Consider the following 25,939-nt stretch of genomic DNA (forward strand, 5'->3'; position numbering starts at 1 on the left):
CGCCCGGCCGCGCTCAGGCGGCCGCGAAGCTGACCCGCACCAGCAGCCCGCGGCCTGCGGCGCCGGACAGCAGCGCCAGCGTGGCGCCGTGCGCGCCGGCGATGTCGCGCGCGATGGTCAGGCCCAGCCCGCTGCCGCCCGGCCCCGCGCCCTTGCCGCGGTAGAACGGCTCCAGCACCGCGGCGCGCTCGTCCGGCGCGATGCCGGGGCCGTCGTCCTCCACCTCCAGCAGGCAGGCCGCGCCGTCGCGGCGCGCGCGCACGGTCACGCGGCCGCCGCGCGGCGTGTAGCGCAGCGCGTTGTCGACCAGGTTCACCACCAGCTCGCGCAGCAGCTCGGTGCCCGCCACGCGCGCCGCGCCGTCCGCCGCCGCTTCTACTTCGAGCCCCAGGTCGATGCCGCGCGCGCGGGCGTCGGGCATCAGCGCCACGCACACCTCGCGCGCCAGCGCGTCCAGCGCCAGCGGCCGCGCCGGCGCGGTGCCGCCGTGCGCGGCGCGCGCCGTGGACAGCAGGCGCTCGGCCAGCGCGGCCATGCGCGCGGTGCTGTCGGCCAGCTCGCGCGCGATGCGGCGCTGCTCGGCCGGATCGTGCTCGCGCGCGGCCAGCTGCGCCTGCGTGTGCAGCACCGCCAGCGGCGTGCGCAACTGGTGCGCGGCGTCGGCGATGAAGCGCCGCTGCGCCGCCAGCATCTGCTCCAGCCGCGCCATGTAGCCGTTCATCGCCGCCACCAGCGGCGCGGCCTCGCGCGGCGCGCTGTCCAGCGCGAGCGGCGTGGTGGCGCCGGGCTGGCGCCGCGCCACCTCGTCGCGCAGCGCGTCCAGCGGCGCCAGCGCGCGCCGCGTGAACAGCCAGATCACCAGCACCACGGCCAGCACCAGCACGGCCTGCCCCCACAGCACGTCGAACAGGATGTTGCGCGTGAGCGCCTGGCGCGAATCGAGCGTCTCGCCCACCTCGATCAGCGCCATGCCGCCGCGCGTGCCGCTGGCGTCCATGACCGGCTGGCGCAGCGCGGCGATGCGGATCGGCCGGCCGCGGTAGGTGCGGTCGTAGAAGCTCACCAGCGCCGGATAGAGCCGGGTGCGCGGCTGGCTGGCGTCGAACGGCGGCAGGTCGTCGTAGCCGGAGACGAACTCGCCATGCACGCCGCTCACGCGGTAGAACATGGTGGCGTTCATGCCGACCTCGAAGGTGTCCAGCGAGATGTAGGGCGCGTCCACGCGCACGCCGTCGGGCGTGAGCGTGATGCGCTCGGAGATGTTGCGCGCCGACGCCAGCAAGGTGCGGTCGTAGGCCATGTCGGCCGAGGCCAGCGCGTTCGAGTAGGCCACCACGCCGTAGGCCGCCTGCAGCGCCAGCATCGGCGGGATCAGCCACCACAGCAGGCGCGCGCGCAGGCTGGCGGGCCGCTGCCGGCCGGCCGGCGTGTCCGGCTCAGCCACCGGCCGGCTCCAGCATGTAGCCCAGCCCGCGCAGCGTCACGATGGCCGCGCCCGAGCCTTCGAGCTTGCGGCGCAGCCGGTGCACGTAGACCTCGATCACGTCGGGCTGGGCCTCGTCGGCCAGCGTGAAGATGTTGGCGTAGATGCGCTCCTTGCTGACCGCCCTGCCGGGCGGCGTCATCAGGATCTCCAGCACCGCGTGCTCGCGCGGCGTCAGCGCCAGCGGCACGCCGCCCACCTGGAAATGCCGCGCCACGGTGTCGAAGCCGAGGCCGCCGCACAGCACCAGCGGCGCCTCGGTCTGCCGCGCGCGCCGCAGCAGCGCCTTGACGCGCGCCTCGAACTCGGCAAGGTCGAAGGGCTTGGCCATGTAGTCGTCGGCGCCCAGGTCGAGGCCGCGCACGCGGTCGCCCACCTCGCCGCGCGCGGTCAGGATCATCACCGGCACGCGGTAGCCGCGCTTGCGCAGGTGCGCCAGCAGTTCCAGGCCGTCGCGGTCCGGCAGGGTCAGGTCCAGCAGCACCAGCGCGTAGTCGCCGCCGGCCGCGCCGGCGTGCGTGCTGAACAGCAGCGATTCGGCGCTGGCCGCGTCGGCCGCGCGCTCCACCGTGAAATGCATGGCGCGCAGCGCCTGCGTCACCCAGGTGGCCAGTTCGTCGTGGTCCTCGACCAGCAGCACTCTCATCCGCGCCTCTCCTCCTGCTTTTTTTGCTTTTCCTGTCACCGGGCGATGCGTCCCGAGATACGTCATGCCGTGCGACGGTTTGCTCCCCTCTCCCCGCCTCTCTCGCCGTGAGGGGAAAGGGAGTGAAAAACGTCGTCGTCTTGACCGGCGCTGGCGCGTCTTGCCGGGCTTCCCGCCCCCCCGGGGCGCGCCATGATGCCGTATTCTCGCATCCCGCGTTTGCCGTTATGCTGTTGCCGCCTTCCGCCGCCGCGGCGGCATTTCCTGGGAGAACCGATGGGCCAAGTCCCCGCCGCCGCGCATGTTGTGCGTATTGTGCGTATTGCCTGCGCCGCGCTGGCCGCGTCCTGCGCGCTGCCGGCCGTGGCCGCGCCCGAGTGCATCGTGCCCGCCAAGCCGGGCGGCGGCTTCGACCTGACCTGCAAGCTGGCGCAGCGCGCGCTGCAGGAGGCCGGCATGGCCGAGCCGATGCGCCTCGCCTACCTGCCCGGCGGCATCGGCGCGGTGGCCTACAACACCGTGGTGGCGCAGCGCCCGGCCGAGCCCGACACGCTGGTCGCCTTTTCCAGCGGCTCGCTGCTGGCGCTGGCCGAAGGCAAGTTCGGCAAGTATGGCGCGGCGGACGTGCGCTGGGTCGGCGCGCTGGCCGCCGACTACGGCATGATCGCGGTGCGCGCCGACTCGCCCTACCAGACCCTGAAAGACCTCGTGGCCGCGCTCGCGGCCGATCCCGACCGGGTGCTGTTCGGCGCCGGCGGCACCATCGGCAACCAGGACTGGATGAAGGCCGCGCTGGTGGCGCGCCAGGCCCGCGTGGGCTACAAGCGCATGCGCTTCGTCGGCTTCGAGGGCGGCGGCGAGGCCTTCACCGCGCTGCAGGCCGGCGACGTGCAGGCGGTCTCGGGCGACGCCTCGGAGGCGGCCATGCAACTGGCCACCGGCAACATCCGCATCCTCGCGGTGCTGGCCGAACAGCGCCTGCCCGGCCGGCTGGCCGGCGTGCCGACCGCGCGCGAGCAGGGCTACGACATCATCTGGCCCGTGGTGCGCGGCTTCTACATGGGCCCCAGGGTCGCGCAGGCCGACTACCAGCGCTGGGCGGCGCGCTTCGAGCGCCTGCAGGCCAGCCCGGACTTCGCCCGCCTGCGCGCCGCACAGGGCCTCTACCCGGTAGGCCCCGCCGCGATGGATGCCGCCGCGCTCGACGCCTACGTCCGGCAGACGGTGCAGCGCTACGCCGCGCTGGCCAGGGAATTCGGCCTGGCCCGCTAGCCTTCGCCGCCGGGGCGCGGCAGCGGCTGCTTGCTGACGCGCTCCTTGAGCCAGGCGGCGGCCTTGCCGAGCGGGCGCTGCTTGTGCCACACCAGCTCCATCGCCACCGGCCAGTCCTTGTCGTCGAACTCCAGCACCGGCGACACCAGTTGCGCCGCCGCCGGCGAATTGGCCGCCACGTGCCACGGCACGAAGGCCCAGCCCAGACGCCGCTTGACCAGCTCCACGATCACCCACTGGCTCTCCACCCACCACACCTCGGCCGCCACGCGCAGGCGTTTTTTCTCCTCGCTGTCGCTGCTGCGCACCGCCACCATCAACTGGCGGTAGCGCTTGAGCTCCTCCCAGCCGACGCGCTGGTCGGCCAGCGGATGGTCCGGCGCGCAGATGATGCGCATCGGCACCCAGCCCAGCGCGCGAAAGCCCAGCTCCGGCGGCAGCACCTCCTGGCGCCACATCAGGCCGAGGTCGGCGCTGCCTTCCAGCACCAGCCGGCTGACGTCCTCCATCAGCGGGAACAGCAGTTCCAGCTCCACCGCCGGGAAGCGCGCGGAGAACTCCTCGAGCATCACGCCCAGCGTCTCCTCCGGGTAGAGCTCGTCGACCGCCAGCACGAGGCGGCTCTCGACGCCCTCGCCCAGGCTCTTGGCCACGCCGCGGAAATGCTCGCAGCGTTCCAGGATCACGCGCGCCTCGGCCAGCAGGCGCTCGCCGGCGGCGGTCAGCGCGGGATAGCGCCCGGCGCGGTCGAACAACTGGTTGCCGAGGTCGATCTCCAGGTTGGACACGGCGGTGCTGACCACCGACTGCGCCTTGCCGAGCCGGCGCGCGGCGGCGGAGAACGACCCGCATTCGGCGGCGGCGGCGAAGGCCTGCAGTTGTTCGAGGGAAAGGCTCATGGGCGCTCCGGCCGGCAGCGCGAATACAGCCGGCATCTATCTGATAAATCGATGGATACCAACTTTACCACTGGCGGATTCTCGATAGAATGGCCGCTGTGTTTCACCAGACAGGAAAGATCATGCGCACCACGAAGGACCGGATCCGCCACACCATCGGCTTCGAGGTCATCGGCCTGTGCCTCTTCGCGCCGCTAGGCAGCCTCGTGTTCGGTTTCGCGCTGCACCAGATGGGCATCCTCGCGGTGGTCGCCTCGGTCATCGCGGCCGGCTGGAACTACCTTTACAACCTGCTGTTCGACAAGGCCATGCTGCGGCTCACCGGGCAACTGCGCAAGCCGGTGGCGGTGCGCGTATTGCACGCGCTGCTGTTCGAAGGCGGCCTGCTGGTGGTGTTCCTGCCGATGGTGTCGTGGTACCTCGACATGAGCCTGCTCGACGCCTTCCTCATGGACATCGCGGTGGCGGCCTTCTACGTGGTCTATGCCTTCTTCTACAACTGGGCATACGACGCGGCGTTCCCGCCCGGCAAGGCCGCCGCGGATCCGAAGCCGGCGGCGCTGCCGGAGCCGTGCGGCCGGTAGGCGCGGCGACGGCGCAATAAAAAACGGATGCCGCGGCATCCGTTCTTGTTCGCGCGCCGCGCCGGCGCGCCACGCTCAGCGCCGTTCCGGCGTCGCCACGTTGCCCACCACGCCGCCCAGCGCCGCGCCGCCGATGGTCGCGGCCGGGCCGCCGATCAGGGCCGCGCCGGCCACGCCGCCGACGCCGGCGCCGATCGCGGTGTTGCGCTGCTTGGGCGTCATGTCGGCACAGCCCGCCGCGGTCAGCAGGGTGGCCAGCACGAGAGTCAGGGTCACGGTACGCATGATGGGGCTCCTTGTCGGATTACCGCGCCGGGCGCAAACCCGGGCACGATGCATACAGACAGTATGGCGGCTGGAAAGGCACTTCGCGAGCGGGCGGAGGCCGAACCTGCTGTCAGCGGATTCCCACAAACGCGGCCCTGGCAAGCGCGCCGATGCCGATCGCCAACACCGGCCGAAATCTGAAAGCGGCGTCATCCGTGGCGCCGTGTCCGTGCGTTAACATGGGCACCATGCCGAAACGCCGCTCCCCCTTTGCCCGCCGCCTGCCGCTTCTCTGCGCCGCGGCGCTGCTGTTCCTCAACGGCCTGCCGGCCGCCGATGCCAGACCCGCCGCCAAGGCGGTCCGCGCCAGCACCCACGCCGCGAAGCACGAGGCCGCCGAAAGCGCGCCGGCCGCGCCACGCTCGGGCCTGCCAGCCGGCGTGACCGCCGCGCTCAGGCACGCCCACATCCCGCTGGCCGCCACCAGCTTCTACGTCATCAAGGTCGGCGCGCCGGCGCCGCGCGCGAGCTGGAACGCGCAGGCGCCGATGAACCCGGCGTCGACCATGAAGCTGGTGACCACCTTCGCCGGCCTGCAGCTGCTCGGGCCGGCCTACCGCTGGCAGACCTCGCTCTACGCCGACGGCCAGCCCGGTCCGGACGGCACCATCAACGGCAACGTCTACCTGCGCGGCCAGGGCGACCCCAAGCTGGTGCCGGAGGAAATGGCCAAGCTGGTGGCCACCGCGCGCAGCGCCGGCGCCGCCACCATCAACGGCGACCTGGTGCTGGACCGCAGCTTCTTCGACACCGCCATCGACAACGGCAGCACCATCGACGGCGAGACCCAGCGCGCCTACAACGTCAGCCCCGACGCGCTGCTGTACGCCTTCAAGACGCTCTCGTTCACGCTCACGCCGGACCCCGCCAGCGAGACCGTGGCGGTCTCGGTCACGCCGGCGCTGGCCCAGCTCAAGCTCGACAACCGCCTGGCGCTGTCGCGCGGCAAATGCGGCGACTGGCGCGCGCGCGCCAACCCGCTGATCACGCCTCAGCCGGACGGCACCGTGCTGGCCTCCTTCGACGGCAGCTACGCGGCCGACTGCGGCGAGCACGTGGTCAACATCGCCGCGCTCTCGCACAATGAATTCGCCTGGGGCGGCTTCGTCGCCGAATGGCAGGCCGCGGGCGGCCACTTCACGCACCTGCCCGCGCTGCGCATGGGCCGCGCGCCGCGCGGCGCCTTCCTGCTGGCGCGCCACTACGGCCAGCCGCTGTCGGAAATCGTGCGCGACATCAACAAGTATTCGAACAACGTGATGGCGCGCCAGCTCTACCTCACCATCGGCGCCGAAGTGGACCGCGGCGGCCCCGCCAGCACGGCACGCTCGGCCAAGGTGGTGCAGCGCTGGCTGAGCCGCCAGGGCCTGGATATGCCGGACCTCGTGCTGGACAACGGCTCGGGCCTGTCGCGCGAGGAGCGCATCAGCGCCTACGACATGTCGCGCCTGCTGCAGCAGGCGCTGGCCAGCGACGTGGGACCGGTGCTGATCGACTCGCTGCCGATCCTCGGCGTGGACGGCACGCTGCGCAACCGCCTCACGCGCGCGGGCGCCGCCGGCAATGCCTACATGAAGACAGGCACGCTGTCGGACGTGCGGGCGCTGGCGGGATATGTGGATGCGCTCAACGGCGAGCGATATGTGGTGGTCAGCTATATCAATCATGCGAATGCTTCGGCTGGGCAGCAGGCGCATGATGCTTTGTTGCAGTGGGTTTATCAGGGGGCGCCCTGAGGTTCGGCTTCTTAACGTCAAGATCAAAGTCAACGGCTGAACGTCAACGGCTGAACGTCAAAGTCAACTGCTGAACGTCAAAGTCAAAGTCAACTTCAAAGTCAAAGGCTTTCGCTCCCCCGGAGCGACCTACTTTCTTTTCCCCGAAAAGAAAGTAGGCAAAGAAAGCGGGCTGCCTGGCCGGCAGGGGCAGAGCCGAACAGGGTTTCTTGGATTGGTGGTTTCGTGGTGGGGGTGGTGGTTCTGCAGGGATTCTGCCGGTACCGGTTTTGGTGGCCACGTTCTCTCGGGTGGTGTTCGATTCGTGGTGGCGCTGCATGATGGCGGAGGCCCAGGCCCTTCGGGCTGCTGCCGCGACCGGGGCGGATGCACACGGCATAGGGGCGATACGGGTTTCGTGGTGGGCGCGGTGGCCCCTGTTCGAGCGCGGTGCCGAACAGTTGAAAAGCAATCCCGGCTCCAGCAACCCAACGCACCCGCGCGGGGTCCACCACGCCCACCACGAAACCACGAGGGTGCTATGTCGTGGTGGCTCGCGCCGGTAACGGCAGATGCCCGAATCAGCAGTGCACCCGCCATCATAGGTCTGACCCCGTAACCACCACCGCCAGCAAGTTCGTGGCGAGCCGAACCGGTAACGGCAGGATGCCAGCAGAACCGCAAGCCCCACGACGAAACCACCCACAAGGGAAACCCCAACGTTTCTGCCCCTGCCGGCCAGGCAGTCCGCTTTCTTGGCCTACTTTCTTTTCGGACAAAAGAAAGTAGGTCGCTCCGGAGGAGCGAAAGCCTTTGACTTTGACTTTGACTTTGACTTTGACTTTGACTTTAAGCTTCTAAAGCCTTTGAAGCGAAAGCCTTTGCCTTTGAAGCCAAACCCCAAAAAACCAAATCCCCCTCACTCAAACGCCGCAGCCGCCCGCTGCAGCCGATCCCTAACCCCATCCCACTCATGCCCCGCCGGCAAGGCCTCCACCACCAATAACGCATACCCCTCCCGATCCAGCCTGCGCAGCAGGCGATACAACTCCCGCGCATAAGCCTCGGCGCTGTCCGGCGCCGGCACCCACACACAGCGCGGATCGGCCGCAGCCCGGTTGCCGACCCAGGCCACGCTGGCGTCCGCGGGCAGGTCCGCCAGCACCGCCGGCAAATCGGCCATCGACGACAGCGCCAGCGGCGTGTGCGGCGCGTAGTGCGCCTTGAGCGTGCCCGACGCGCGCGGCGCGGCGGCGTCCGGCGGCAGCGGCATGGCGCCCAGCACCGGCGCCATCATCGCCGCGGTGATCGCGCCGGGACGCAGCAGCACCGGGCCGATGCCCTGCTCCAGCCGCGACAGGTCGACGATGGTGGATTCGATGCCGACCTCCACGCCGTCGCCTTCGAGCACGAACACGCTGTCGCCGAATTCGTCGCGCACGTGCTGGGCGGTGGTCGGGCTGACCTGGCCGAACTTGTTGGCCGACGGCGCGGCGATGCCGCCGCGGCCGCGCTTGAAGCGCGCCAGCAGCGCCTGCGCCACCGGATGCGAGGGGCAGCGCAGGCCGATGCTGTCCTGCCCGCCCGCCACCGCCGCGGGGATGTGCGCGGCGCGCTTGAGGATCAGCGTGAGCGGGCCGGGCCAGAAGGCATCGATCAGGTCCTGCGCGGCGGGCGGCACGTCGTCGACCCAGTAGCTGATGTCGCCGCCGTCCACCACGTGCACGATGATGGGATGGTTCGAGGGCCGGCCCTTGGCGGCGTAGATGCGCGCGATCGCCTCGGGGTTCTCCGCGTCGGCGCCGAGGCCGTAGACGGTCTCGGTGGGAAAGGCGACCAGCTGGCCGGCTTCCAGCAATCGGGCCGCCTGGTCAAGTTCGGCGGAGGTGGGCATGCGCGACATCGGCAAGTCTCTGAAGTGGTGGGAACGGCGGCGGCGGCAGTCGCAGCAGTGGCAGCAGTGGCGTCAGGGCTCGATGTGCAGCGCGGCCAGCGCGGCGTCGAAGCTGCGCGCGGCGTCGGCCGCCTCGCCGCCCACGCAGTTGACGTGGCCCATCTTGCGCGAGGGGCGCGCGTCGCTCTTGCCGTACAGGTGCAGCTTGGCGCCGGGCTGGCCCAGCACCGCGTCCCACGCCGGCGTGCGCTCGAGGCCGAACTCGAACCAGGCGTCGCCGAGCAGGTTGAGCATCTTGCCGGCCGAGTGCTGGCGCGTGCTGCCCAGCGGCAGGCGCGCCATCGCGCGCACCTGCTGCTCGAACTGGCTGGTCTCGCAGGCGTCCATCGTGATGTGGCCGGAGTTGTGCGGGCGCGGCGCCATCTCGTTGGCGACCAGCGAGCCGTCGGTCAGCACGAAGAACTCGATGCACAGCACGCCCACGTAGCCCATCTCGGTGGCAATGGTGGCGGCCGCCGCGCGCGCGCGGTCGGCGATGTCGTCGGAGACGCTGGTCGACGGCATGGTGGTGGCGAACAGGATGCCGTCGCGGTGCACGTTCTCGGCCAGCGGCCAGGTGGCGGTGCTGCCGTCGGCGGCGCGCGCGGCCAGCACCGAGACCTCGTAGGCCAGCGGCAGCATCTTTTCCAGCACGCACGGCACGCGCTGCATGGCGCGCCACGCGGCGCGCACGTCCTCGCGCGTCTTGACGCGGGCCTGGCCCTTGCCGTCGTAGCCCATGCGCGCGGTCTTGAGGATGCCGGGCAGCAGCCCCTCGGGCACCTGGTCGACGTCGGCGTCGTGCTGGATCACCCAGTGCGGCGCGGTGGGCACGCCGGTGCGCTCGGCGCACGAGGCGAAGAACTTCTTCTCGCCGATGCGGTTCTGCGCGATCGACACGCAGTAGCCGCGCGGCGCGACGAACGCGCCGAGCTGCTCGAGCCGGTCCAGCGAGAGCGAGGGCACGTTCTCGAACTCGGTGGTCACGGCCGCGCACAGCGCGCCCATCTCGGCCAGCGCGGCCTCGTCGACGTAGGGCGCGCAGATGTGCTTCTCGGCGATGGTGCCGGCTGGGCTGTCCTGGTCGGGGTCGAGCACGCACACCTTGTAGCCCATCGCCTGGGCGGCGTGCGCGAACATGCGGCCGAGCTGGCCGCCGCCGAGCACGCCGAGCCAGGCGCCGGGCAGGATGGGCGCGCTGGGATTGTCGATGCCGAACTCGGCGCGCGATTCCGGCGTGTGGGCTTCGACCAGATGGGGATGGATGTCGGTGGGCACGCAGGCCTCCTGAAACGAATTTTGGAAAACGGGGCGCTACACCAGTACCACCAGCATCATGGGCACTTCGGGCGCCGATGGCAACGGGGCCGGGAGCGAAAACGGGGACAGAGGCGGCAACGGCAGGCGGGGCGCGTCAGCGGTGGCCGCGCGACTTCAGCCAGTAGCGCTTGCCCATGCGCACGCCGGCCAGCAGCATGATCATGCCGACCGCGGCGATGGCCATGCTCGGGCCGTCGCGGCCGAAGGTCTGGTAGGACCAGCTTGCCCGCGTGGCCGCGTCCGGCTCGGCGCCGGCGCCGCCGAGGAAGCCCATGCCGTACCAGAACAGCAGGGTGCCGGCCACCGCCAGCACGACCGCCCGCACCAGTTCGCCGCGGGCCGGCGGCCGGACCGGCGCCGATGGCTTGGTTTTCGGCATGGCGCGGCTCAGACCGGCAGCGTCATCGCGCGCGCCGCCTCGGTCTGGCGGGCGCGGAACGCCTCGAGCGCCGCGGCCAGCGCGTCGTCGGTGGTGGCCAGCGTGGCGATGGCATGCAGCGCGGCGTTGGCGGCGCCGGCCTCGCCGATGGCGAAGGTGGCAACCGGCACGCCCTTGGGCATCTGCACGATCGACAGCAGCGAGTCCTCGCCGCGCAGGTACTTGGACGGCACCGGCACGCCGAACACCGGCACGATGGTCTTGGCGGCGATCATGCCGGGCAGGTGCGCGGCGCCGCCGGCGCCGGCGATGATCGCGCGCAGGCCGCGCGCGCGCGCGCTGGCGGCGTACTCGAACATCTCGTCGGCCATGCGGTGGGCCGAGACCACGCGCGCCTCGAAGGCCACGCCGAAGTCCTTCAGCATGGCCACCGCGTTCTGCATCACGTCCCAGTCGGAACTGCTGCCCATCACGACGCCGACCAGCGGCTTGGCTGTATTGCTCACGTCAAATCCTTATGAATCCGTCCGGCACGCTTTGCCGCGCCGGGTCACGCCTCTCGGCGGTTTGCTCCCCTCTCCCGCCCGCGGCAGAGGGGCCGGGGAGAGGGCGGGGGCTGGCAAGCGGCGCGGCGCCTCCCCAAATTACTGCAATTCCTCGCCCGTCAGCCGCGTCAGCGCCTCGCGGTACTTGGCGGCGGTCTTCTCGATCACGTCTTCGGGCAGCTTGGGCGCCGGCGCGGTCTTGGGCCAGGGCTTGCCGTCGATGCGCACGGCTTCGAGCCAGTCGCGCACGAACTGCTTGTCGAACGACGGCGGGTTGGTGCCGACCTGGTACGAGTCCGCCGGCCAGAAGCGCGACGAATCCGCGGTCAGCACCTCGTCCATCAGCGTCAGCGTGCCGTTGTCGTCCAGGCCGAACTCGAACTTGGTGTCGGCGATGATGATGCCGCGCGTGGCGGCGTAGTCGGCCGCTTCCTTGTACAGGCGGATCGAGATGTCGCGCATCTGGCGCGCGAGGTCCACGCCGATGCGGGTCTCGACTTCGCCGAACGAGATGTTCTCGTCGTGCTCGCCCATCTCGGCCTTGGCGGCCGGGGTGAAGATCGGCTCGGGCAGCTTCTGCGCGTTCTGCAGGCCGGCGGGCAGCGCGATGCCGCACACGCTGCCGGTGGCCTGGTAGTCCTTCCAGCCGCTGCCGGCCAGGTAGCCGCGCACCACGGCTTCGACCAGGATCGGCTTGAGGCGCTTGACCACCACGGCGCGGCCCCTGACCTGCTCGACCTCGGCCGGGCTCACCACGCTTTCGGCGGTCACGCCGGTCTCGTGGTTCGGCACGATGTGGGCCAGCTTCTTGAACCAGAAATTGGCCATCTGGTTGAGCACGCGGCCCTTGCCGGGAATCGGCTCGCCCAGGATGACGTCGAACGCGGACAGGCGGTCGGAGGTGACGATCAGCAGCTTGTCGTCGCCGACGGCGTAGTTGTCGCGGACCTTGCCGTGGCCGAGCAGCGGCAGCGAAGTGATGGAGGACTGATAAAGGGCGTTGGACATGGTGGTTCCGATAAAACGCGGCGCCAGGCGCGCGGCCTGGAAAAGCGTCGTCCCCGGCGGCCCCCGCGCCGGGGACCCGGCCGGAGACGCAGGGCATACGTTGGCGCCGCCGGCGTGCCGGCGGCGCGGACTGCAATTTACTGCACGACCTGCGCGAGCGCGCCCGACTTGTACTGCTGGGCGATCGCGTCGAGCGAGACCGGCTTGATCTTCGAGGCCTGGCCTTCGCAGCCGAACGCGACGTAGCGCGCCTTGCACACCAGCTTGGCCGCTTCGCGGGCCGGCTTGAGGTATTCGCGCGGGTCGAACTTGCTCGGGTTCTCGGCGAAGAAGCGGCGGATCGCGCCGGTCATGGCCAGGCGGATGTCGGTGTCGATGTTGATCTTGCGCACGCCGAACTTGATCGCTTCCTGGATTTCCTCGACCGGCACGCCGTAGGTTTCCTTCATGTCGCCGCCGAACTTGCGGATTTCCTCGAGCAGTTCCTGCGGCACCGAGGACGAGCCGTGCATCACCAGGTGGGTGTTGGGGATGCGCGCGTGGATTTCCTTGATGCGGTCGATCGCCAGGATGTCGCCGGTGGGCTTGCGCGTGAACTTGTAGGCGCCGTGCGAGGTGCCGATGGCGATGGCCAGCGCGTCGAGCTGGGTGGCCTTGACGAAGTCGGCGGCCTGCTCGGGGTCGGTCAGCAGCATGGAGTGGTCGAGCTTGCCTTCGGCGCCGATGCCGTCTTCCTCGCCGGCCTCGCCGGTCTCGAGCGAGCCCAGGCAGCCGAGCTCGCCTTCGACGGTCACGCCGATGGCGTGCGAGAGCTGCACCACCTTGCGGGTCACGTCGATGTTGTACTCATAGTCGGACGGGGTCTTGCCGTCTTCGCGCAGCGAGCCGTCCATCATCACCGAGGAGAAGCCCAGGTCGATGGCGGCCTGGCAGACCGCCGGCGACTGGCCGTGGTCCTGGTGCATGACCACCGGAATGTGCGGGTAGGCCTCCACCGCGGCTTCGATCAGGTGGCGCAGGAAGTGCTCGCCCGCGTACTTGCGCGCGCCGGCCGAGGCCTGCATGATCACCGGCGCGTTGACTTCGTCGGCGGCCTGCATGATGGCCTGGACCTGCTCCAGGTTGTTGACGTTGAAAGCCGGCAGGCCGTAGCCGTTTTCGGCGGCGTGGTCGAGCAGCTGGCGCATCGATACGAGTGGCATGTCAAAACTCCTAAAGAAAAAATGGGGTGTCTCGGTATTTCGCTCGGTTCTTCGTATTCGTATTGTCGCGGGCGCCCGCCTGCCCTTCCGCTCGGCAAGACACAGACCCCGGCATCAGGCGCCGACCCTGACGATCTTCAGCGTGTTGGTGCCGCCGGGCTGGCCCATCGGCTCGCCGATGGTGAGCACGATGAAGTCGCCGCGCTGCACCACGCCGCGCGCCAGCAGCAGCTCCTCGGCCTGCTCCAGCGCGGTGTCGCGGTCGGTGCTGGCTTCCAGCGGCAGCGCCACCACGTTGCGGTAGAGCTGCATCTTGCGCTGCGAGGCCAGGTTGGGCGTCATGGCGTAGATCGGCACGTGGATGCGGTGCCGGCTCATCCACAGCGCGGTGGCGCCGGAATCGGTCAGCGCGGCGATGGCCTTCACCTGCAAATGATAGGCGGTGAACAGCGCACCCATCGCGATCGACTGGTCGATGCGGGCGAAGGTCTGGTTGAGGAAATCGGTGTCGAGCTGCACCACCTCGGATTTCTCGGCTTCCACGCACACCGCGGCCATCGCCTCCACGGTTTCCACGGGGTAGCGCCCGGCGGCGGTCTCGGCCGACAGCATCACGGCGTCGGTGCCGTCCAGCACGGCGTTGGCCACGTCCGAGACCTCGGCGCGCGTCGGCACCGGGTTGACGATCATGCTCTCCATCATCTGGGTGGCGGTGATGGTCAGCTTGTTGGCCTCGCGCGCGAGCCGGATCATGCGCTTCTGCAGCGCCGGCACCGCGGCGTTGCCCACTTCCACGGCGAGATCGCCGCGCGCCACCATGATGCCGTCGCACGCCTGCAGGATCTCTTCCAGCACGCCCGGGCGGATCGCCTCGGCGCGCTCGATCTTGGCGATCATGCGGGTCTTGTGCTGGTGCGGCTGGCCGGCCACGGCGGCCAGCTGGCGCGCCATTTCCATGTCGGTGGCGTTCTTGGGGAAGCTCACCGCCACGTAGTCCGCGCCCAGCGCCATCGCGGTCTTGATGTCGTCCATGTCCTTGGCGGTCAGCGCCGGCGCCGACAGGCCGCCGCCCTGGCGGTTGATGCCCTTGTTGTTGGACAGCTCGCCGCCGATCTTCACGGTGGTGAAGATCTCGTGGCCGAACACGCGCTCGACCACCAGCACGATCAGGCCGTCGTTGAGCAGCAGCAGGTCGCCCGGGCCGACGTCGCGCGGCAGGTCTTCGTAGTCGAGGCCGGCGCGCTCCTGGTTGCCGAGCGCGCAGGTCGCGTCGAGGACGAACGGATCGCCGGCCTTGAGCGTGATCTTGCCCTGCTCGAACTTGCCCACGCGGATCTTGGGGCCCTGCAGGTCGGCCATGATGGCGACCTCGCGCCCGCACGCCTGGGCCGCCTCGCGCACCAGGCGGGCGCGCTCGAGATGGTCCTGGGCCGTGCCGTGGGAGAAGTTCAGGCGCACCACGTCCACGCCCGCCGCGATCATGCGCGTGAGCACCTCCAGCGTGCTGGAGGCGGGGCCGATGGTGGCGACGATCTTGGTCGAGCGGGTCATGAACACTGTTTCCTTGGCTTGTGGCCGGCCCGGTCCGGTGGCCGCGCGGTCCAGCATGGTCGGGCCGCCGGCGCCATCTCGTGGATGGGCACCGGCGGCGTCATCACAGGCGCCGCGCGGCGCGCGGCGCGTGCCGGCTCAGCCTGCCGCGCGCTGCTCCAACACTTCGAAGGCCGGCAGCTTCTTGCCCTCGAGGAATTCCAGGAACGCGCCGCCGCCGGTGGAGATGTAGCCCACGCGGTCGGCGATGTTGTACTTGGCGATGGCCGCCAGCGTGTCGCCGCCGCCGGCGATGGAAAACGCCTTCGACTCGGCGATGGCGCCGGCCAGCACCTTCGTGCCGTTGCCGAACTGGTCGAACTCGAACACGCCGACCGGGCCGTTCCACACGATGGTGCCGGCGGCCTTGAGCTGCCCGGCCAGCATCTGCGCGGTCTTCGGGCCGATGTCCAGGATCATGTCGTCGTCGGCCACGTCCGCGGCGTCCTTGACGGTGGCTGCGGCGGTGGCGCTGAATGCCTTGGCGCAAACCACGTCGACGGGAATGGGCACCGAGGCGCCGCGCGCGGCCATCAGCTCGATGATGGCGCGCGCGTCGGCCACCAGATCCGGCTCGGCCAGCGACTTGCCGATCTTCAGGCCGGCGGCCAGCATGAAGGTGTTGGCGATGCCGCCGCCGACGACCAGGTTGTCGACCTTGTCGGCCAGCGTCTTGAGAATGGTCAGCTTGGTCGAGACCTTGGAGCCGGCGACGATGGCCACCAGCGGGCGCGCCGGCTGGCCCAGCGCCTTGCCCAGCGCATCGATCTCGGCCGCCAGCAGCGGGCCGGCGCAGGCCACCGGCGCGTACTTGGCGATGCCGTGCGTGGTGGCCTCGGCGCGGTGGGCGGTGCCGAACGCGTCGTTGACGTAGACGTCGCACAGCCGCGCCATCTTCTGCGCGAGTTCGTCGCTGTTCTTCTTCTCGCCCTTGTTGACGCGGCAGTTTTCCAGCAGCACCACTTCGCCGGGCTTGACCTGGCTGACCTCGCCGGTGCCGTCGACCCAGTTCTGCACGAGCCTGACCGGCTTGCCCAGCAGTTCGGACAGGCGCGCGGCCACCGGCGCCAGCGAATCCTCGGGCTTGAACTCGCCCTCGGTCGGGCGGCCCAGGTGCGAAGTCACCATCACCGCGGCGCCGGCGGCCAGGCAGGCCTCGATGGCCGGCACCGAGGCGCGGATGCGGGTGTCTTCGGTGATGTGGCCGGCGTCATCCTGGGGCACGTTCAGGTCGGCGCGGATAAAGACACGCTTGCCGGCGATTTTGCCTTGGGAGATGAGATCGGAAAGACGCAGGACAGAGGTCATGGCGATGTGGAAGAGAGCGAAAATCGGGGAAATTCGGCATTTTACCTGAACGCAACTACCGTTTTGCGCGTTTTGGGCGCCGTCTTACCCAACCTCCGGGTTAGCCGCCGATCACAAGCGGAGGCAAAGCTGCCGCATCTCCGCAACGTACCCCCTGAACGGGGGGTGAAAGATTCGCCGGCTGTCTCGTAACCTGCGCCAAAGCGTGCATTGTCTCTACAAAGGGGCGCGCGAAGACCAAGCCAGAGGCCCGCGATACCAGGCAAAGCCAGGCAATATCAGACGGGACCCACGGCACCAGGCCGGACGCGCTTTCGGGAAGCGGCGCCGGCGCCACACGGCACATGCCGTTGTCGCGATGCAGGGGTAATCATGAACGAGGACATGCACGGGGCAATCCGTGGCTTGTACGAAGGCATTCTCGACGCGCAGGCCTGGCAGCGCAGCCTGCACACCATCAGCAGCTTCGCCGGCTGCGCGCACGCGTCGATGATCGTGCGCGACACCGACCGCGACCTGATGACCGTCAGCGAGATGGTGCGGCCCGTGCACGAACTGCTCGCCGCCTACGAGGGCGAATTCCACGAGATCGACCCGGGCAAGCTGTTCGCGCAGAAGCTCTCGCCCGGGCAGTGGTACATCGACGCGCGCGACTTCGGCGAAGGCGCCATGCGGCGCAGCCCGTTCTACCGCGACTTCTTCCACCGCTTCGACCTGTGCTCCTACGCCGCCTGCCTGGTCGAGCGGCAGCCGCACTACGAGGTGTATTTCGCCCTGCAGCGCTCGTTCTCGCAGGGCGTGTTCACCGAGGCCGACACGCGCGCGCTGGACTGGGCGCTGCCCCACATGCGCACCGCGATGGCGATGCGCGACCGCACGCTCGGGCTGACCATGCAGGCCCGGTTGTCGGCGCAGGTGCTGGAGCGTGTGTCGTTCGGCCTGATCGCCTTCTCGGCCGAGCGGCAGGTGCTGCTGAGCAACGCCATCGGCGAGCGCTGGGTGCGGCGGCTCGACCCCGCCTGCAAGGCCAGCGAATGGCAGCTCGGCCGCCCGCTGGCCGACATGGTGGCCGCCGCCTGCGCCGCGCACAGCCCGCAGCCGGCCCAGGCGGCGCTGGCGCGCCACCCCGACGGCGCCAGCGCGCAGGTGATCGTGCTGCCGCTGCCGCCGTCGCACCGCTTCGCGCTGCCGTGGCAGAAGTCGGCGGCGCTGGTGGTGATCCATGAAGACGGCGCGTCGGCCGCGCACCTGCCCGGGCTGCTGCGCGACCTCTACGGACTGACGCCGGCCGAGATCCGGCTCGCCGCCCTGCTGGCCACCGGCATGGGCCTGCCCGAAGCCAGCGAGCGCCTGCGCGTGCGCCACGAGACCGCGCGCAGCCAGCTCAAGGCGGTATTCCTCAAGACCGGCACCGGCACCCAGGCGCGCCTGGCGCGGCTGCTGACCCGGCTGGGCGCGGCGCTCGGGCCGGGGCCGGAAGCCGACGGCGGCGACAAGCCGGACTGACCGGCCCCCGGCGAGGCTCAGGCGAACAGGCGCAGGCCCGTGTACACCGCCATCCCGGCCGCGATCATGCCGACCATGCGCCGCGTCAGCAGGTAGAACCCCAGCGCCACCGCGCCGGCCACCAGCTTGAAGTTGCCCGGCGCCACCGAGAAATGCCCCTGCCACGTCATCAGGTCCGGCAGGATGATGGCCGCCAGCGCGGCCGCCGGCGCATAGCGCAGCGCGCGCTGGAGGCGGTCCGGCACGCTCACGCGCTCGCCGGCCATCAGGAACAGCGCGCGCGTGACGATCGTCACCAGCGCCATGCCGGCCAGCGCGACCCAGATCTGGAAATGGTTCATGCGCGGTCCTCCGCCGAAGGCGCCGCGCCGGCACGCCCGGCCCCGGCATTGCGCCGGCGGATGCCGCGCAAGGTGGCGCGCGCCGCCAGCTCGTCGCTGGCCATGCCCGCGGCGATCGCCCCCACCACCGCCGCCACCAGCCCGAGCCGGTAAGGCAGGTCGAAGCACAGCAGCGCCAGCGTGGCCGCCACCGCGACCGCCAGCAGCGTCGAGCGCGAGCCGATGGTGGACACCATCACCGGGATCAGCGCCATCGTGCCGGCCAGCGCCAGCCCCCAGCTGTCCGGAAACGCGCTGGCCAGCACGATGCCGGCGATGGACGAGACCTGCCACATGACGAAGTTGGTCAGCGCCATGCCCCAGAAATACCCTTCCTTGCCCGGCTCGTAGCCCGGCGTGGCATAGCGCTGCATGAAATAGACGAAGTGCAGGTCGCCGTTGAACGACCCCAGCAGCGTGCGGCGCCACAGCGGCAGATGGCTGAAATGCGGCTGCAGCCCCGCGCTGAAGATCACGAAGCGCAGGTTGACGACGGCCGCCGTCAGCCAGATCGTCCATAGCGGCAAACCCGCCGCGAACAGCGGCAGCACCGCCAGCTGCGCCGACCCCGCGTAGACCAGCAGCGACATGCCGATGGCCTCCGGCACCGTCATGACCGACTTGCTCATCGCCACGCCCGTCACCAGCCCCCACGAAAACACCGCCGGCAAGGAAGGCGCGAAATGACGCGCGCCATCGACGAAACCCGCCCGTTCGGCCGGATCGAAACGCTGCCAGGCACGCTGCAGCGCCTGGGGAGACTGGAAGGTCATGATGCGAGGGATGGATGGGGCGGCTGCGCCGGGCAGGCAAGCCCGCGCAGGCAAGCGGCCATTATAGAGCCACCCCGCACCCTCGTAAGCATCCGCTTAACAGGAATAAGACAAGGAAAAGACAGCCAAACCCCCGGATTCCCGGCGCGCCCACGGCAAAGCGAAGCGAGCCGTGGAGGGGGTCAGGTCCCGTATGCGGCGCCTCGCCGGCGGACCTGGAAGAGCGGAGAAGAGGGGCGCATGTCTGAGGATCGCCTTGAGGCGATCCGAGTTTGCGCCCCGGCCGCTCTTCCAGGTTCGACGGCGAGGGGGTGTCGCCGCATCCGGGTCGCCTTCTTTGCCTACTTTCTTGGCGAGACAAGAAAGTAGGTCGCCTCCCCGCAGGGGAGGTGAAACCGCCGTTGACGTCGAAGGTGGAAACGCCAGCCAGCACCGGCCAGCCACACCACACCGTCAACCAGCCACATCACCCAAATCAATCAATAGAAGCCCCCACACTCTTCACCACCCCCGCCCACTTCTTCCGGTCCGCCTTCACCGTCTCCCGGAACTGCTCCACGGTCTCGACGCGCGGCGAATTCCCCGCCTCGATCAGCTTCTGCCGGATCGCCGGCGTTTCCAGCGCCACCTTGACCGCGTCGTTGATCTTCTTGCTGATCTTCGGATCGAGCCCCTTCGGCCCGAAGAAACCGAACCAGATGGTGCTGTTGAAGCCCGCCAGGCCGCTCTCGGCGATGGTCGGCACTTCCGGGATCACCGCCACGCGGCCCTTGGTGGTCACGCCGAGCAGGCGCACCTTGCCGGCGCGGTATTGCGGCAGCACGCTCTGCACCTGGTTGAAGATGCAGCAGACCTCGCCCTTGAGCACGGCCTGCAGCGCGTCGGGGCCGCCCTTGTACGGCACGTGCACCATGTCCAGCCCGGCGCGCGCGTTGAACTCGGCGAAGGCCAGGTGCGTGCCGGTGCCGTTGCCGGTGGAGGCGTAGTTGTACTTGCCGGGGTTGGCCTTGACCTTCTCGATGAATTCCTTGACCGACTTCACGTCGATCACGGCCGGGTTCACGGTCAGCACGTTGGAGACCTCGACCAGCGGCGCCACCGGCGTGAAGTCGGCCTCGGCGTCGAACGGCAGGCTCTTGTACAGCGCCGGGTTGATGCCGTGGGTGGCGGCGGTGCCGAGCAGCAGCGTGTAGCCGTCGGGCTTGGCGTGGGCCACCACTTCGGAGGCCACGTTGCCGCCGGCGCCGGGCCGGTAGTCATAGATGATGGTGGTCTTGAGCGACTTCTGCAGCGACTCCTGCAGCGTGCGGCCGACCATGTCCACGCCCGAGCCGGCGGTGAAGCCCATCAGGATGGTGATCGGCTGGTTGGGCCATGCCGCGCCCTGGGCGCGGGCCGGCGCCGAAAGTGTGGAAACGGCGCAGATCGCCGCCAGCGCGCCGAGACCGGCGGCCAGGCGCGAAGCGCGGGTGCTGAATGGGAAGCGGCGGGAAGCAATGCGGAACATGGGGGGCACCGTCGGAAAAAAGGATCGCGGGAGTTCAGGGCGAAGCAAGGCTGGGGCCAGGGGCGCGCGGCCGGGGTCTGCGCCCCGGGCCAGGACAGCAAGATACCAACGATCCGCCGCATCACCAACGATCCAGATCGCTTGAAGGTATGCCATGTTGGCATAAGCAGACATGACGTACCGGGCCGCGCCGCGGGCCGGCTCAACGGCGCAGCAGCCCCACCAGTTCGTCGATGTCGGGCAGCGCCGCGGTGCCGTCCATCGCCGCGCCGCCCTCCTCGCCGGCTTCCAGGATGCCGTCGGCCAGCGCGCGCTTGCCGTGGTGCAGCGTGAGGATGCGCTCCTCGATGGTGCCGGCGCTGATCAGGCGGTACACCGTGACCGGGCGCTGCTGGCCGATGCGATGCGCGCGCCCCATCGCCTGGTCCTCGGCGGCGGGGTTCCACCACGGGTCGGCGATGACGACGTAGTCGGCCGCGGTCAGGTTGAGGCCGAAGCCGCCGGCCTTCAGGCTGATCAGGAAGACGTCGCCCTCGCCGGCCTGGAAGGCCGCCACGCGCCGGGTGCGCTCGGCCGCCGGGGTGGCGCCGTCGAGGTATTGCCAGGCCAGCCCGGCGCGCTCCAGGCCGTCGCGCAGCAGTTGCAGGAAATCGACGAACTGGCTGAACACCAGCGTCTTGTGGCCGTTGGCGGCCAGCTCGCCGGCCAGTTGCACGAACGCGCGCAGCTTGGCGCCGTCCTGCCCGGGATTCCCGAGGTCCAGCTCCGGCGTGACCAGGCGCGCGTCGCAGGCCGCGCGGCGCAGCCGCATCAGTTGCGCCAGCACGTGGATGCGCGCGTCCGGGGCCGGCTGGCCCTTCGGCTGGCCTTTCAGCTGGCCCGTCCCGGCGCCGCGCGCCGGCGCGGCCACCGCGGCCTCGGCCTCGGCCAGCGCCTGACGGCGCAGCGCCTCGTAGTGGGCGGCTTCCACCGCGTCGGGCTCCACGCGCAGGACCAGCTCGGTGCGCGGCGGCAGCTCGTCGAGCACCTGGGCCTTGGTCCGGCGCAGCACGAACGGCGCGATCATGCGGCGCAGCCGCAGCGCGGCCTCGCGCACGCCGTTGCGCTCGACGGGCACGGCGAAATGCTCGTTGAAGCGCGCCAGCGAGCCGAGCAGGCCGGGATTGCAGAAGCGCATGATGGACCACAGCTCGGCCAGCCGGTTCTCGACCGGCGTGCCGGACAGCGCCATGCGGAAGCCGGCCTTGAGCGCGAAGATGGCCTGCGCGCGCCGCGCGGCGGCGTTCTTGAACGACTGCGCCTCGTCGGCCACCACGGTATGCCATTCGCGCTGGCAGAACGCGGCGCGCGCCTGCAGCAGCAGCGTGTAGGTGACGATCACCACGTCGAACGGGCCGGCCTGCGCCAGCAGCGCGCCGCGCTCGCCTTCGGCGGTGTTCTCGCCATACAGATGCACGCGCAGCGTGGGCGCGAAGCGGCGCGCCTCCTCGGCCCAGTTACCGCACACCGAGGTCGGCGCGACCACCAGCGCGGCGCCGCCGGGGGCGCGCGCCAGCATCACGGCCAGCGCCTGCAGGGTCTTGCCCAGCCCCATGTCGTCGGCCAGGCAGGCGCCGAAGCCGGCCTCGGCCAGCGACATGGCCCAGCGGTAGCCGTCTTCCTGGTAGGGCCGCAGCTCGGCCGCCAGGTTGGCGGGCAGCGCGGCCAGGCTGGCGCGCGCGCCGCGCAGGCGCCGCGCGCGCTCGCGGAAATGGCTGTCGGGGTCGACGCCGGCGCCGGCCAGCACGTCGTCCAGCCAGGGCGCGGCCATCAGCGGCACCTGGATGCCGTCGCGCGCGCCGTGCGCCACGCTGGCGAGGTCGCGCAGCCGCGCGCGCAGGCTGCGCGTGAGCGCCACGTAGACGCCCTGCCCCATCGGCATGAAGCGCCCGGCGTGGCTGGCGGCCCAGGCCAGCAGCTCGCCGAGCTGCACCACCAGCCCTTCGGCCACGCGCAGCTCGCCGACCAGCTTGAACCAGGCGCTTTCGGTCTCGATGCGCACCGCCAGCTGGGCGATGTCGGCGCCGGTCACGCGCACTTCCTTGCCGCGCGGCCATTCCAGCGCCTGCACGCCGGCCAGCCCGGGCAATGCCTCGACCACCGACAGCGCCTCCTCCGGGTCGGTCAGGGTCCAGTCGTATTCGCCGCTGTCGGGCGCGCGCGGCACCAGGAAGGGCAGCGCGTCGAACACCTCGGCCACGTTGGCGAGCTCGGCGGCGAGGTCGCGCTGGGTGGCGAGCGACTCGCCCCGCACCGCGGCCATCAGCCGCTCGCGCCCGCCGCCCGGCGCCAGGCGCGGGCCCAGCGGCCCCAGCGGCGTCACCACCAGGCGCAGCGCGAGGCCCTCGCCGAGCGGCGCCAGCTCGGCGCGCAGGCGGCTCTCGGTCTCGAGCTCGCGCGTGCCGCCGCCGAGGTCGGAATGCACCTGGAAATGCCCCGACAGCGCGCGCAGCGTGGCGTCGAGCTGGCCCTGCGCCTCGGCCGGCACGGCCAGCCCGTCGGCGATCAGTTGCGCGGCGCCCTGCTGCGCCGGCGTGAGGCGGATCACGCGCAGGCGCTGCGAGCCTTCGCGCAGCACGGTGATCTGGCGCAGCGCCTCGGCCTCGGCGCGGCTGCCGGCCGGCAGGAAGCTGTCCAGCGCCGGCGCCTCGCGCAGCGGCGGCGACACGCGCAGCGTGTAGCGCGTGCCGTCGCGCACCACCTCCAGCGTGGGCGCGCCTTCTACCACCTCGAGGGTCTGCTCGGGCGCCTGCGCCAGCACCACGCCCGGATGGCCGACCAGCGCCAGCACGGCGGCGGCGCGGTCGAGCACGTAGCGGCGGCGCGAGGACTGGTCGCGCCGGATCGCGCGCGCCACGCGGGCGTCCCACGGCTCGAGCCGGTCGTCTTCGGCCAGCTTCGCCAGCGGCAGCGGGCGCGGCTTGTTCCAGCCGCGCGGGCCGCGCGCCTGCTCGAGCGGCTCGATGGTGCCGACCGCGCCGTCGGCGTCCAGCGTCACCGCCCACAGCAGGCGGCTGGCGCTGGCGCCGTCGGGCGCGCGCGTCTCGCCGGCCAGCGCCTGCAGCGCGTCGAGCGCCAGCCGCCAGCTTTCGCGGCGCTGGCCGGCGAAGAAGTGCGCGGGCACCGGCTCCCCGGCCGCCAGCGCCACGGCGCCGTCCAGTTGCCGGCCGAGCCAGTCCATGCCGCAGGCCTGCAGCCGCTCGCGCAGGCCGGCCACGGCGCGGGCGCGCTCGGCGTCGGGCTGGCGGCGCCCGCTGGCCGGCACGCCGTCGCCGAGCCAGGCGCGCAGCAGCACGCGCCAGAACTGCGCCAGCGGCGGCACCTCGGGCGCCAGCGCGAAGGCGGCTTCGTCCAGCCGCGCGTCGCCGCGCTGCGCGTCGAGCGCGTGGACCCACAAGCCCCAGCGCCCGCGCGCCGCCGGCGTGCGCGTGCCGGCTTCCGCCTGGCAGAAGCGGCGCGCGCGCTCCAGGTGGACGGGCGCGCGCTGCGCCAGCAGCGCCAGCGGGTAGAACGGCGCCAGCGCGGGGCCCAGCAGCCCGGCGCGTTCGCCGGTCTCGGCGCGGATCTGCCTGAGCGCCGCCTCGAAGCCGGCCTGGGCGCCGGGCCAGTCGCCTTGCTGCAGGCGCGCGAGCGCGCGCTGCGCCAGGTCGTCGCCGCTGCCGCCGCTGGCCGGGACCAGCGCCAGCGCGCCGGGCGCGTCGCCGGCGAACAGCAGGCCCTGGGCCAGCGCGCCGCGGATGTGCGGCGGCACCGCCAGCGCATCGGCCCGCGCGCAGGCCAGCGCGTAATCGAGGCAAGGCCGCAGGCGCGGGTCCCAATCGTGGAACAGCACGTCCAGCCCGGCCAGCACGATGTGCCAGCGGTAGGGCAGCGCCACGCGGTCCAGCAGCCGCGCGTCGCCGGCCGCCAGCAGGGCGTCGACCAGCGCCCGCGCCTGCCCGGCGCGGTCGCCGGCCAGCATCAGCAGGGGCTCGACGACCTGCTCCGGCGCGCCGGAGAACAGCGCGTCGCGCAGCAGCGCGGTCAGCGGATCGGCGTGGGGCGCGGCGGGAGGAAACGAAGGCGGCATGGGTACGGCAGCGGACACAATGTGACGATTTTAAGCCGCACCGGCGCCGCGACCGCGTTGGCACCGGGGGTCCCGGGGTTTACAATGTCGCTTTTGTATTGCTGACGACGCACACGGAGAAAACCATGTCGATGGCGGATCGCGACGGAAAAATCTGGATGGATGGCAAGTTGATCGAATGGCGCGACGCCAAGATCCACGTGCTCACCCATACCCTGCACTACGGCATGGGCGTGTTCGAGGGGGTGCGCGCGTACAAGACGCCGGACGGCACCGCGATCTTCCGCCTCAAGGAACACACCCGCCGCCTGTTCAACTCCGCCAAGATCTTCCAGATGGCGATGCCATTCGACGAGGCCACGCTGGCGCAGGCGCAGCGCGAGGTGGTCAAGGCCAACCAGCTCGAATCGTGCTACATCCGCCCGCTGGTGTGGATCGGCTCGGAAAAGCTCGGCGTGTCGGCCAAGGGCAACACCATCCACGTGGCCATCGCCGCGTGGCCGTGGGGCGCCTACCTGGGCGAGGAAGGCATGGAGCGCGGCATCCGCGTCAAGACCTCCTCGTTCACGCGCCACCACGTCAACGTGTCGCTGGTGCGCGCCAAGGCCAGCGGCTACTACATCAACTCGATCCTGGCCAACCAGGAAGCCACCAGCCTCGGCTACGACGAGGCGCTGCTGCTCGACACCGAAGGCTACGTCAGCGAAGGCTCCGGCGAGAACGTGTTCGTGGTGCGCGACGGCGTGATCTACACGCCCGACCTGGCCTCGTGCCTGGACGGCATCACGCGCGACGCCATCCTCACCATCGCGCGCGACCTCGGCATCCCGGTGCGCGAGAAGCGCATCACGCGCGACGAGGTCTACTGCGCCGACGAAGCCTTCTTCACCGGCACCGCGGCCGAAGTCACGCCGATCCGCGAGCTCGACGACCGCATCATCGGCGAAGGCCGCCGCGGCCCCGTCACCAAGCGCGTGCAGGACGCCTTCTTCGCCGCCGTGGGCGGCACCAGCGAGCAGTACAAGCGCTGGCTGACGCTGGTCTGAGCGCGGCCACGCAAGCCTGCCGCGGACGCACCGAACCCAGCCGCCGGGCCAGCGCCCGGCGCCCCCTGTTCCCCACAAGACCAACACCATCCTCGCAAGACCATGACGCAAACCGCCTCCGTAATCGAAATCGGCGCAGAAGACCTTCCGCTGCACTGCCCCACCGGCAACACGCCCGCCTGGAACTACCATCCGCGCGTTTTCCTCGACGTGGTGGACACCGGCGAAGTGAAGTGCCCGTATTGCGGCACCGTCTACAAGCTCAAGGCAGGCACCGTCATCAAGGGCCACCACTGACGCGCTCCACGCCTGACCGCACCGTCCCGATGCTCCGGCCCGCTTCCAGGCGCGCCGGAGCGTCGGCGTGCGCGGCGCGCGCGGCCGGCCTGTCCGCCGGCACCGTCAGCG

22 protein-coding genes are annotated in these 25,939 nt (G+C 70.8%); 6 read left to right on the top strand and 16 right to left on the bottom strand.

What is annotated here, in order from left to right; translation table 11 throughout:
- Nucleotides 1-13 precede the first annotated feature (13 nt).
- Both AC3WXD_RS16365 and AC3WXD_RS16370 read right to left on the bottom strand, forming a co-directional pair.
- Nucleotides 14-1,444, bottom strand: coding sequence for a sensor histidine kinase (locus AC3WXD_RS16365; protein WP_492324177.1), 1,431 nt, complete (start codon nucleotides 1,442-1,444; stop codon nucleotides 14-16).
- Entirely contained in the window at nucleotides 1,437-2,129 is a 693-nt protein-coding gene (locus AC3WXD_RS16370; RefSeq protein ID WP_020206556.1) for a response regulator, read from the bottom strand. The genes AC3WXD_RS16365 and AC3WXD_RS16370 overlap by 8 nt, the downstream gene beginning before the upstream one ends.
- Before the next feature lie 276 nt (nucleotides 2,130-2,405).
- On the opposite strand from AC3WXD_RS16370, the gene AC3WXD_RS16375 reads away from it, so the two are divergent.
- Nucleotides 2,406-3,401: a tripartite tricarboxylate transporter substrate binding protein gene (locus AC3WXD_RS16375; protein WP_492324178.1), complete on the top strand. Its 996-nt coding sequence runs from the start codon at nucleotides 2,406-2,408 to the stop codon at nucleotides 3,399-3,401.
- On the opposite strand, the gene AC3WXD_RS16380 is transcribed toward AC3WXD_RS16375, so the two are convergent.
- Complete coding sequence (locus tag AC3WXD_RS16380; protein ID WP_492324179.1) at nucleotides 3,398-4,300, bottom strand: LysR family transcriptional regulator; 903 nt, start codon at nucleotides 4,298-4,300, stop codon at nucleotides 3,398-3,400. The two genes, AC3WXD_RS16375 and AC3WXD_RS16380, sit on opposite strands and share 4 nt — an antisense overlap.
- 122 nt (nucleotides 4,301-4,422) lie before the next feature.
- On the opposite strand from AC3WXD_RS16380, the gene AC3WXD_RS16385 reads away from it, so the two are divergent.
- On the top strand, nucleotides 4,423-4,884 hold the full coding sequence (locus tag AC3WXD_RS16385) for a PACE efflux transporter (RefSeq protein ID WP_492324180.1): 462 nt from the start codon (nucleotides 4,423-4,425) through the stop codon (nucleotides 4,882-4,884).
- Nucleotides 4,885-4,959: 75 nt separating this feature from the next.
- Here the strand turns inward: AC3WXD_RS16385 and AC3WXD_RS16390 are convergent, their stop codons facing one another.
- Nucleotides 4,960-5,169, bottom strand: coding sequence for a YMGG-like glycine zipper-containing protein (locus tag AC3WXD_RS16390; protein ID WP_020424007.1), 210 nt, complete (start codon nucleotides 5,167-5,169; stop codon nucleotides 4,960-4,962).
- Nucleotides 5,170-5,390: 221 nt separating this feature from the next.
- Here AC3WXD_RS16390 and dacB point away from each other — a divergent pair, with 221 nt between their 5' ends.
- Entirely contained in the window at nucleotides 5,391-6,947 is a 1,557-nt protein-coding gene (gene dacB, locus AC3WXD_RS16395) for a D-alanyl-D-alanine carboxypeptidase/D-alanyl-D-alanine endopeptidase (protein ID WP_020206552.1), read from the top strand.
- Nucleotides 6,948-7,845: 898 nt separating this feature from the next.
- On the opposite strand, the gene AC3WXD_RS16400 is transcribed toward dacB, so the two are convergent.
- The 8 genes from AC3WXD_RS16400 to AC3WXD_RS16435 all read right to left on the bottom strand — a co-directional run bounded on the left by AC3WXD_RS16400 (nucleotide 7,846) and on the right by AC3WXD_RS16435 (nucleotide 16,211).
- Nucleotides 7,846-8,829 (bottom strand): L-threonylcarbamoyladenylate synthase, encoded by a 984-nt coding sequence (locus AC3WXD_RS16400; protein WP_059410601.1) that lies wholly within the window; start codon nucleotides 8,827-8,829, stop codon nucleotides 7,846-7,848.
- A gap of 63 nt (nucleotides 8,830-8,892) precedes the next feature.
- The gene (locus AC3WXD_RS16405; protein ID WP_020204430.1) at nucleotides 8,893-10,137 is read right to left on the bottom strand and encodes a 5-(carboxyamino)imidazole ribonucleotide synthase; all 1,245 of its coding nucleotides are present in this window, start codon (nucleotides 10,135-10,137) and stop codon (nucleotides 8,893-8,895) included.
- A 136-nt stretch (nucleotides 10,138-10,273) separates the two neighbouring features.
- Nucleotides 10,274-10,558 (bottom strand): hypothetical protein, encoded by a 285-nt coding sequence (locus tag AC3WXD_RS16410; RefSeq protein ID WP_059410600.1) that lies wholly within the window; start codon nucleotides 10,556-10,558, stop codon nucleotides 10,274-10,276.
- Between the two features lie 8 nt (nucleotides 10,559-10,566).
- Nucleotides 10,567-11,064 (bottom strand): 5-(carboxyamino)imidazole ribonucleotide mutase, encoded by a 498-nt coding sequence (gene purE / locus AC3WXD_RS16415; protein ID WP_020204428.1) that lies wholly within the window; start codon nucleotides 11,062-11,064, stop codon nucleotides 10,567-10,569.
- A 138-nt stretch (nucleotides 11,065-11,202) separates the two neighbouring features.
- The gene (locus tag AC3WXD_RS16420) at nucleotides 11,203-12,111 is read right to left on the bottom strand and encodes a phosphoribosylaminoimidazolesuccinocarboxamide synthase (protein ID WP_020204427.1); all 909 of its coding nucleotides are present in this window, start codon (nucleotides 12,109-12,111) and stop codon (nucleotides 11,203-11,205) included.
- Between the two features lie 137 nt (nucleotides 12,112-12,248).
- Nucleotides 12,249-13,313 carry a class II fructose-bisphosphate aldolase gene (fba, locus tag AC3WXD_RS16425; RefSeq protein ID WP_029043902.1) on the bottom strand — a complete coding sequence of 355 codons (1,065 nt, stop codon included), beginning with the start codon at nucleotides 13,311-13,313 and terminating at the stop codon, nucleotides 12,249-12,251.
- A 114-nt stretch (nucleotides 13,314-13,427) separates the two neighbouring features.
- Nucleotides 13,428-14,864: a pyruvate kinase gene (gene pyk, locus AC3WXD_RS16430; protein ID WP_020204425.1), complete on the bottom strand. Its 1,437-nt coding sequence runs from the start codon at nucleotides 14,862-14,864 to the stop codon at nucleotides 13,428-13,430.
- Between the two features lie 138 nt (nucleotides 14,865-15,002).
- Complete coding sequence (locus tag AC3WXD_RS16435; RefSeq protein ID WP_454730982.1) at nucleotides 15,003-16,211, bottom strand: phosphoglycerate kinase; 1,209 nt, start codon at nucleotides 16,209-16,211, stop codon at nucleotides 15,003-15,005.
- Nucleotides 16,212-16,583: 372 nt separating this feature from the next.
- On the opposite strand from AC3WXD_RS16435, the gene AC3WXD_RS16440 reads away from it, so the two are divergent.
- The gene (locus tag AC3WXD_RS16440) at nucleotides 16,584-17,717 is read left to right on the top strand and encodes a helix-turn-helix transcriptional regulator (RefSeq protein ID WP_492324181.1); all 1,134 of its coding nucleotides are present in this window, start codon (nucleotides 16,584-16,586) and stop codon (nucleotides 17,715-17,717) included.
- A gap of 17 nt (nucleotides 17,718-17,734) precedes the next feature.
- On the opposite strand, the gene AC3WXD_RS16445 is transcribed toward AC3WXD_RS16440, so the two are convergent.
- The 4 genes from AC3WXD_RS16445 to AC3WXD_RS16460 all read right to left on the bottom strand — a co-directional run bounded on the left by AC3WXD_RS16445 (nucleotide 17,735) and on the right by AC3WXD_RS16460 (nucleotide 23,597).
- Nucleotides 17,735-18,058: an AzlD domain-containing protein gene (locus tag AC3WXD_RS16445; protein ID WP_492324182.1), complete on the bottom strand. Its 324-nt coding sequence runs from the start codon at nucleotides 18,056-18,058 to the stop codon at nucleotides 17,735-17,737.
- Entirely contained in the window at nucleotides 18,055-18,870 is an 816-nt protein-coding gene (locus AC3WXD_RS16450) for an AzlC family ABC transporter permease (protein ID WP_029043901.1), read from the bottom strand. Before AC3WXD_RS16450 ends, AC3WXD_RS16445 begins: the two co-directional genes overlap by 4 nt.
- Before the next feature lie 475 nt (nucleotides 18,871-19,345).
- Nucleotides 19,346-20,377, bottom strand: coding sequence for a Bug family tripartite tricarboxylate transporter substrate binding protein (locus AC3WXD_RS16455; RefSeq protein ID WP_020204419.1), 1,032 nt, complete (start codon nucleotides 20,375-20,377; stop codon nucleotides 19,346-19,348).
- Nucleotides 20,378-20,579: 202 nt separating this feature from the next.
- A complete protein-coding gene (locus tag AC3WXD_RS16460) occupies nucleotides 20,580-23,597 on the bottom strand; it encodes a DEAD/DEAH box helicase (protein WP_492324192.1) in 3,018 nt (1,005 codons plus the stop codon).
- A gap of 1,013 nt (nucleotides 23,598-24,610) precedes the next feature.
- Here AC3WXD_RS16460 and AC3WXD_RS16465 point away from each other — a divergent pair.
- The gene (locus AC3WXD_RS16465; RefSeq protein ID WP_020204417.1) at nucleotides 24,611-25,531 is read left to right on the top strand and encodes a branched-chain amino acid transaminase; all 921 of its coding nucleotides are present in this window, start codon (nucleotides 24,611-24,613) and stop codon (nucleotides 25,529-25,531) included.
- A gap of 102 nt (nucleotides 25,532-25,633) precedes the next feature.
- On the top strand, nucleotides 25,634-25,828 hold the full coding sequence (locus tag AC3WXD_RS16470; protein WP_020204416.1) for a zinc-finger domain-containing protein: 195 nt from the start codon (nucleotides 25,634-25,636) through the stop codon (nucleotides 25,826-25,828).
- Nucleotides 25,829-25,939: the final 111 nt, after the last annotated feature.

Source organism: Cupriavidus sp. FW216-B1 (assembly GCF_058789195.1).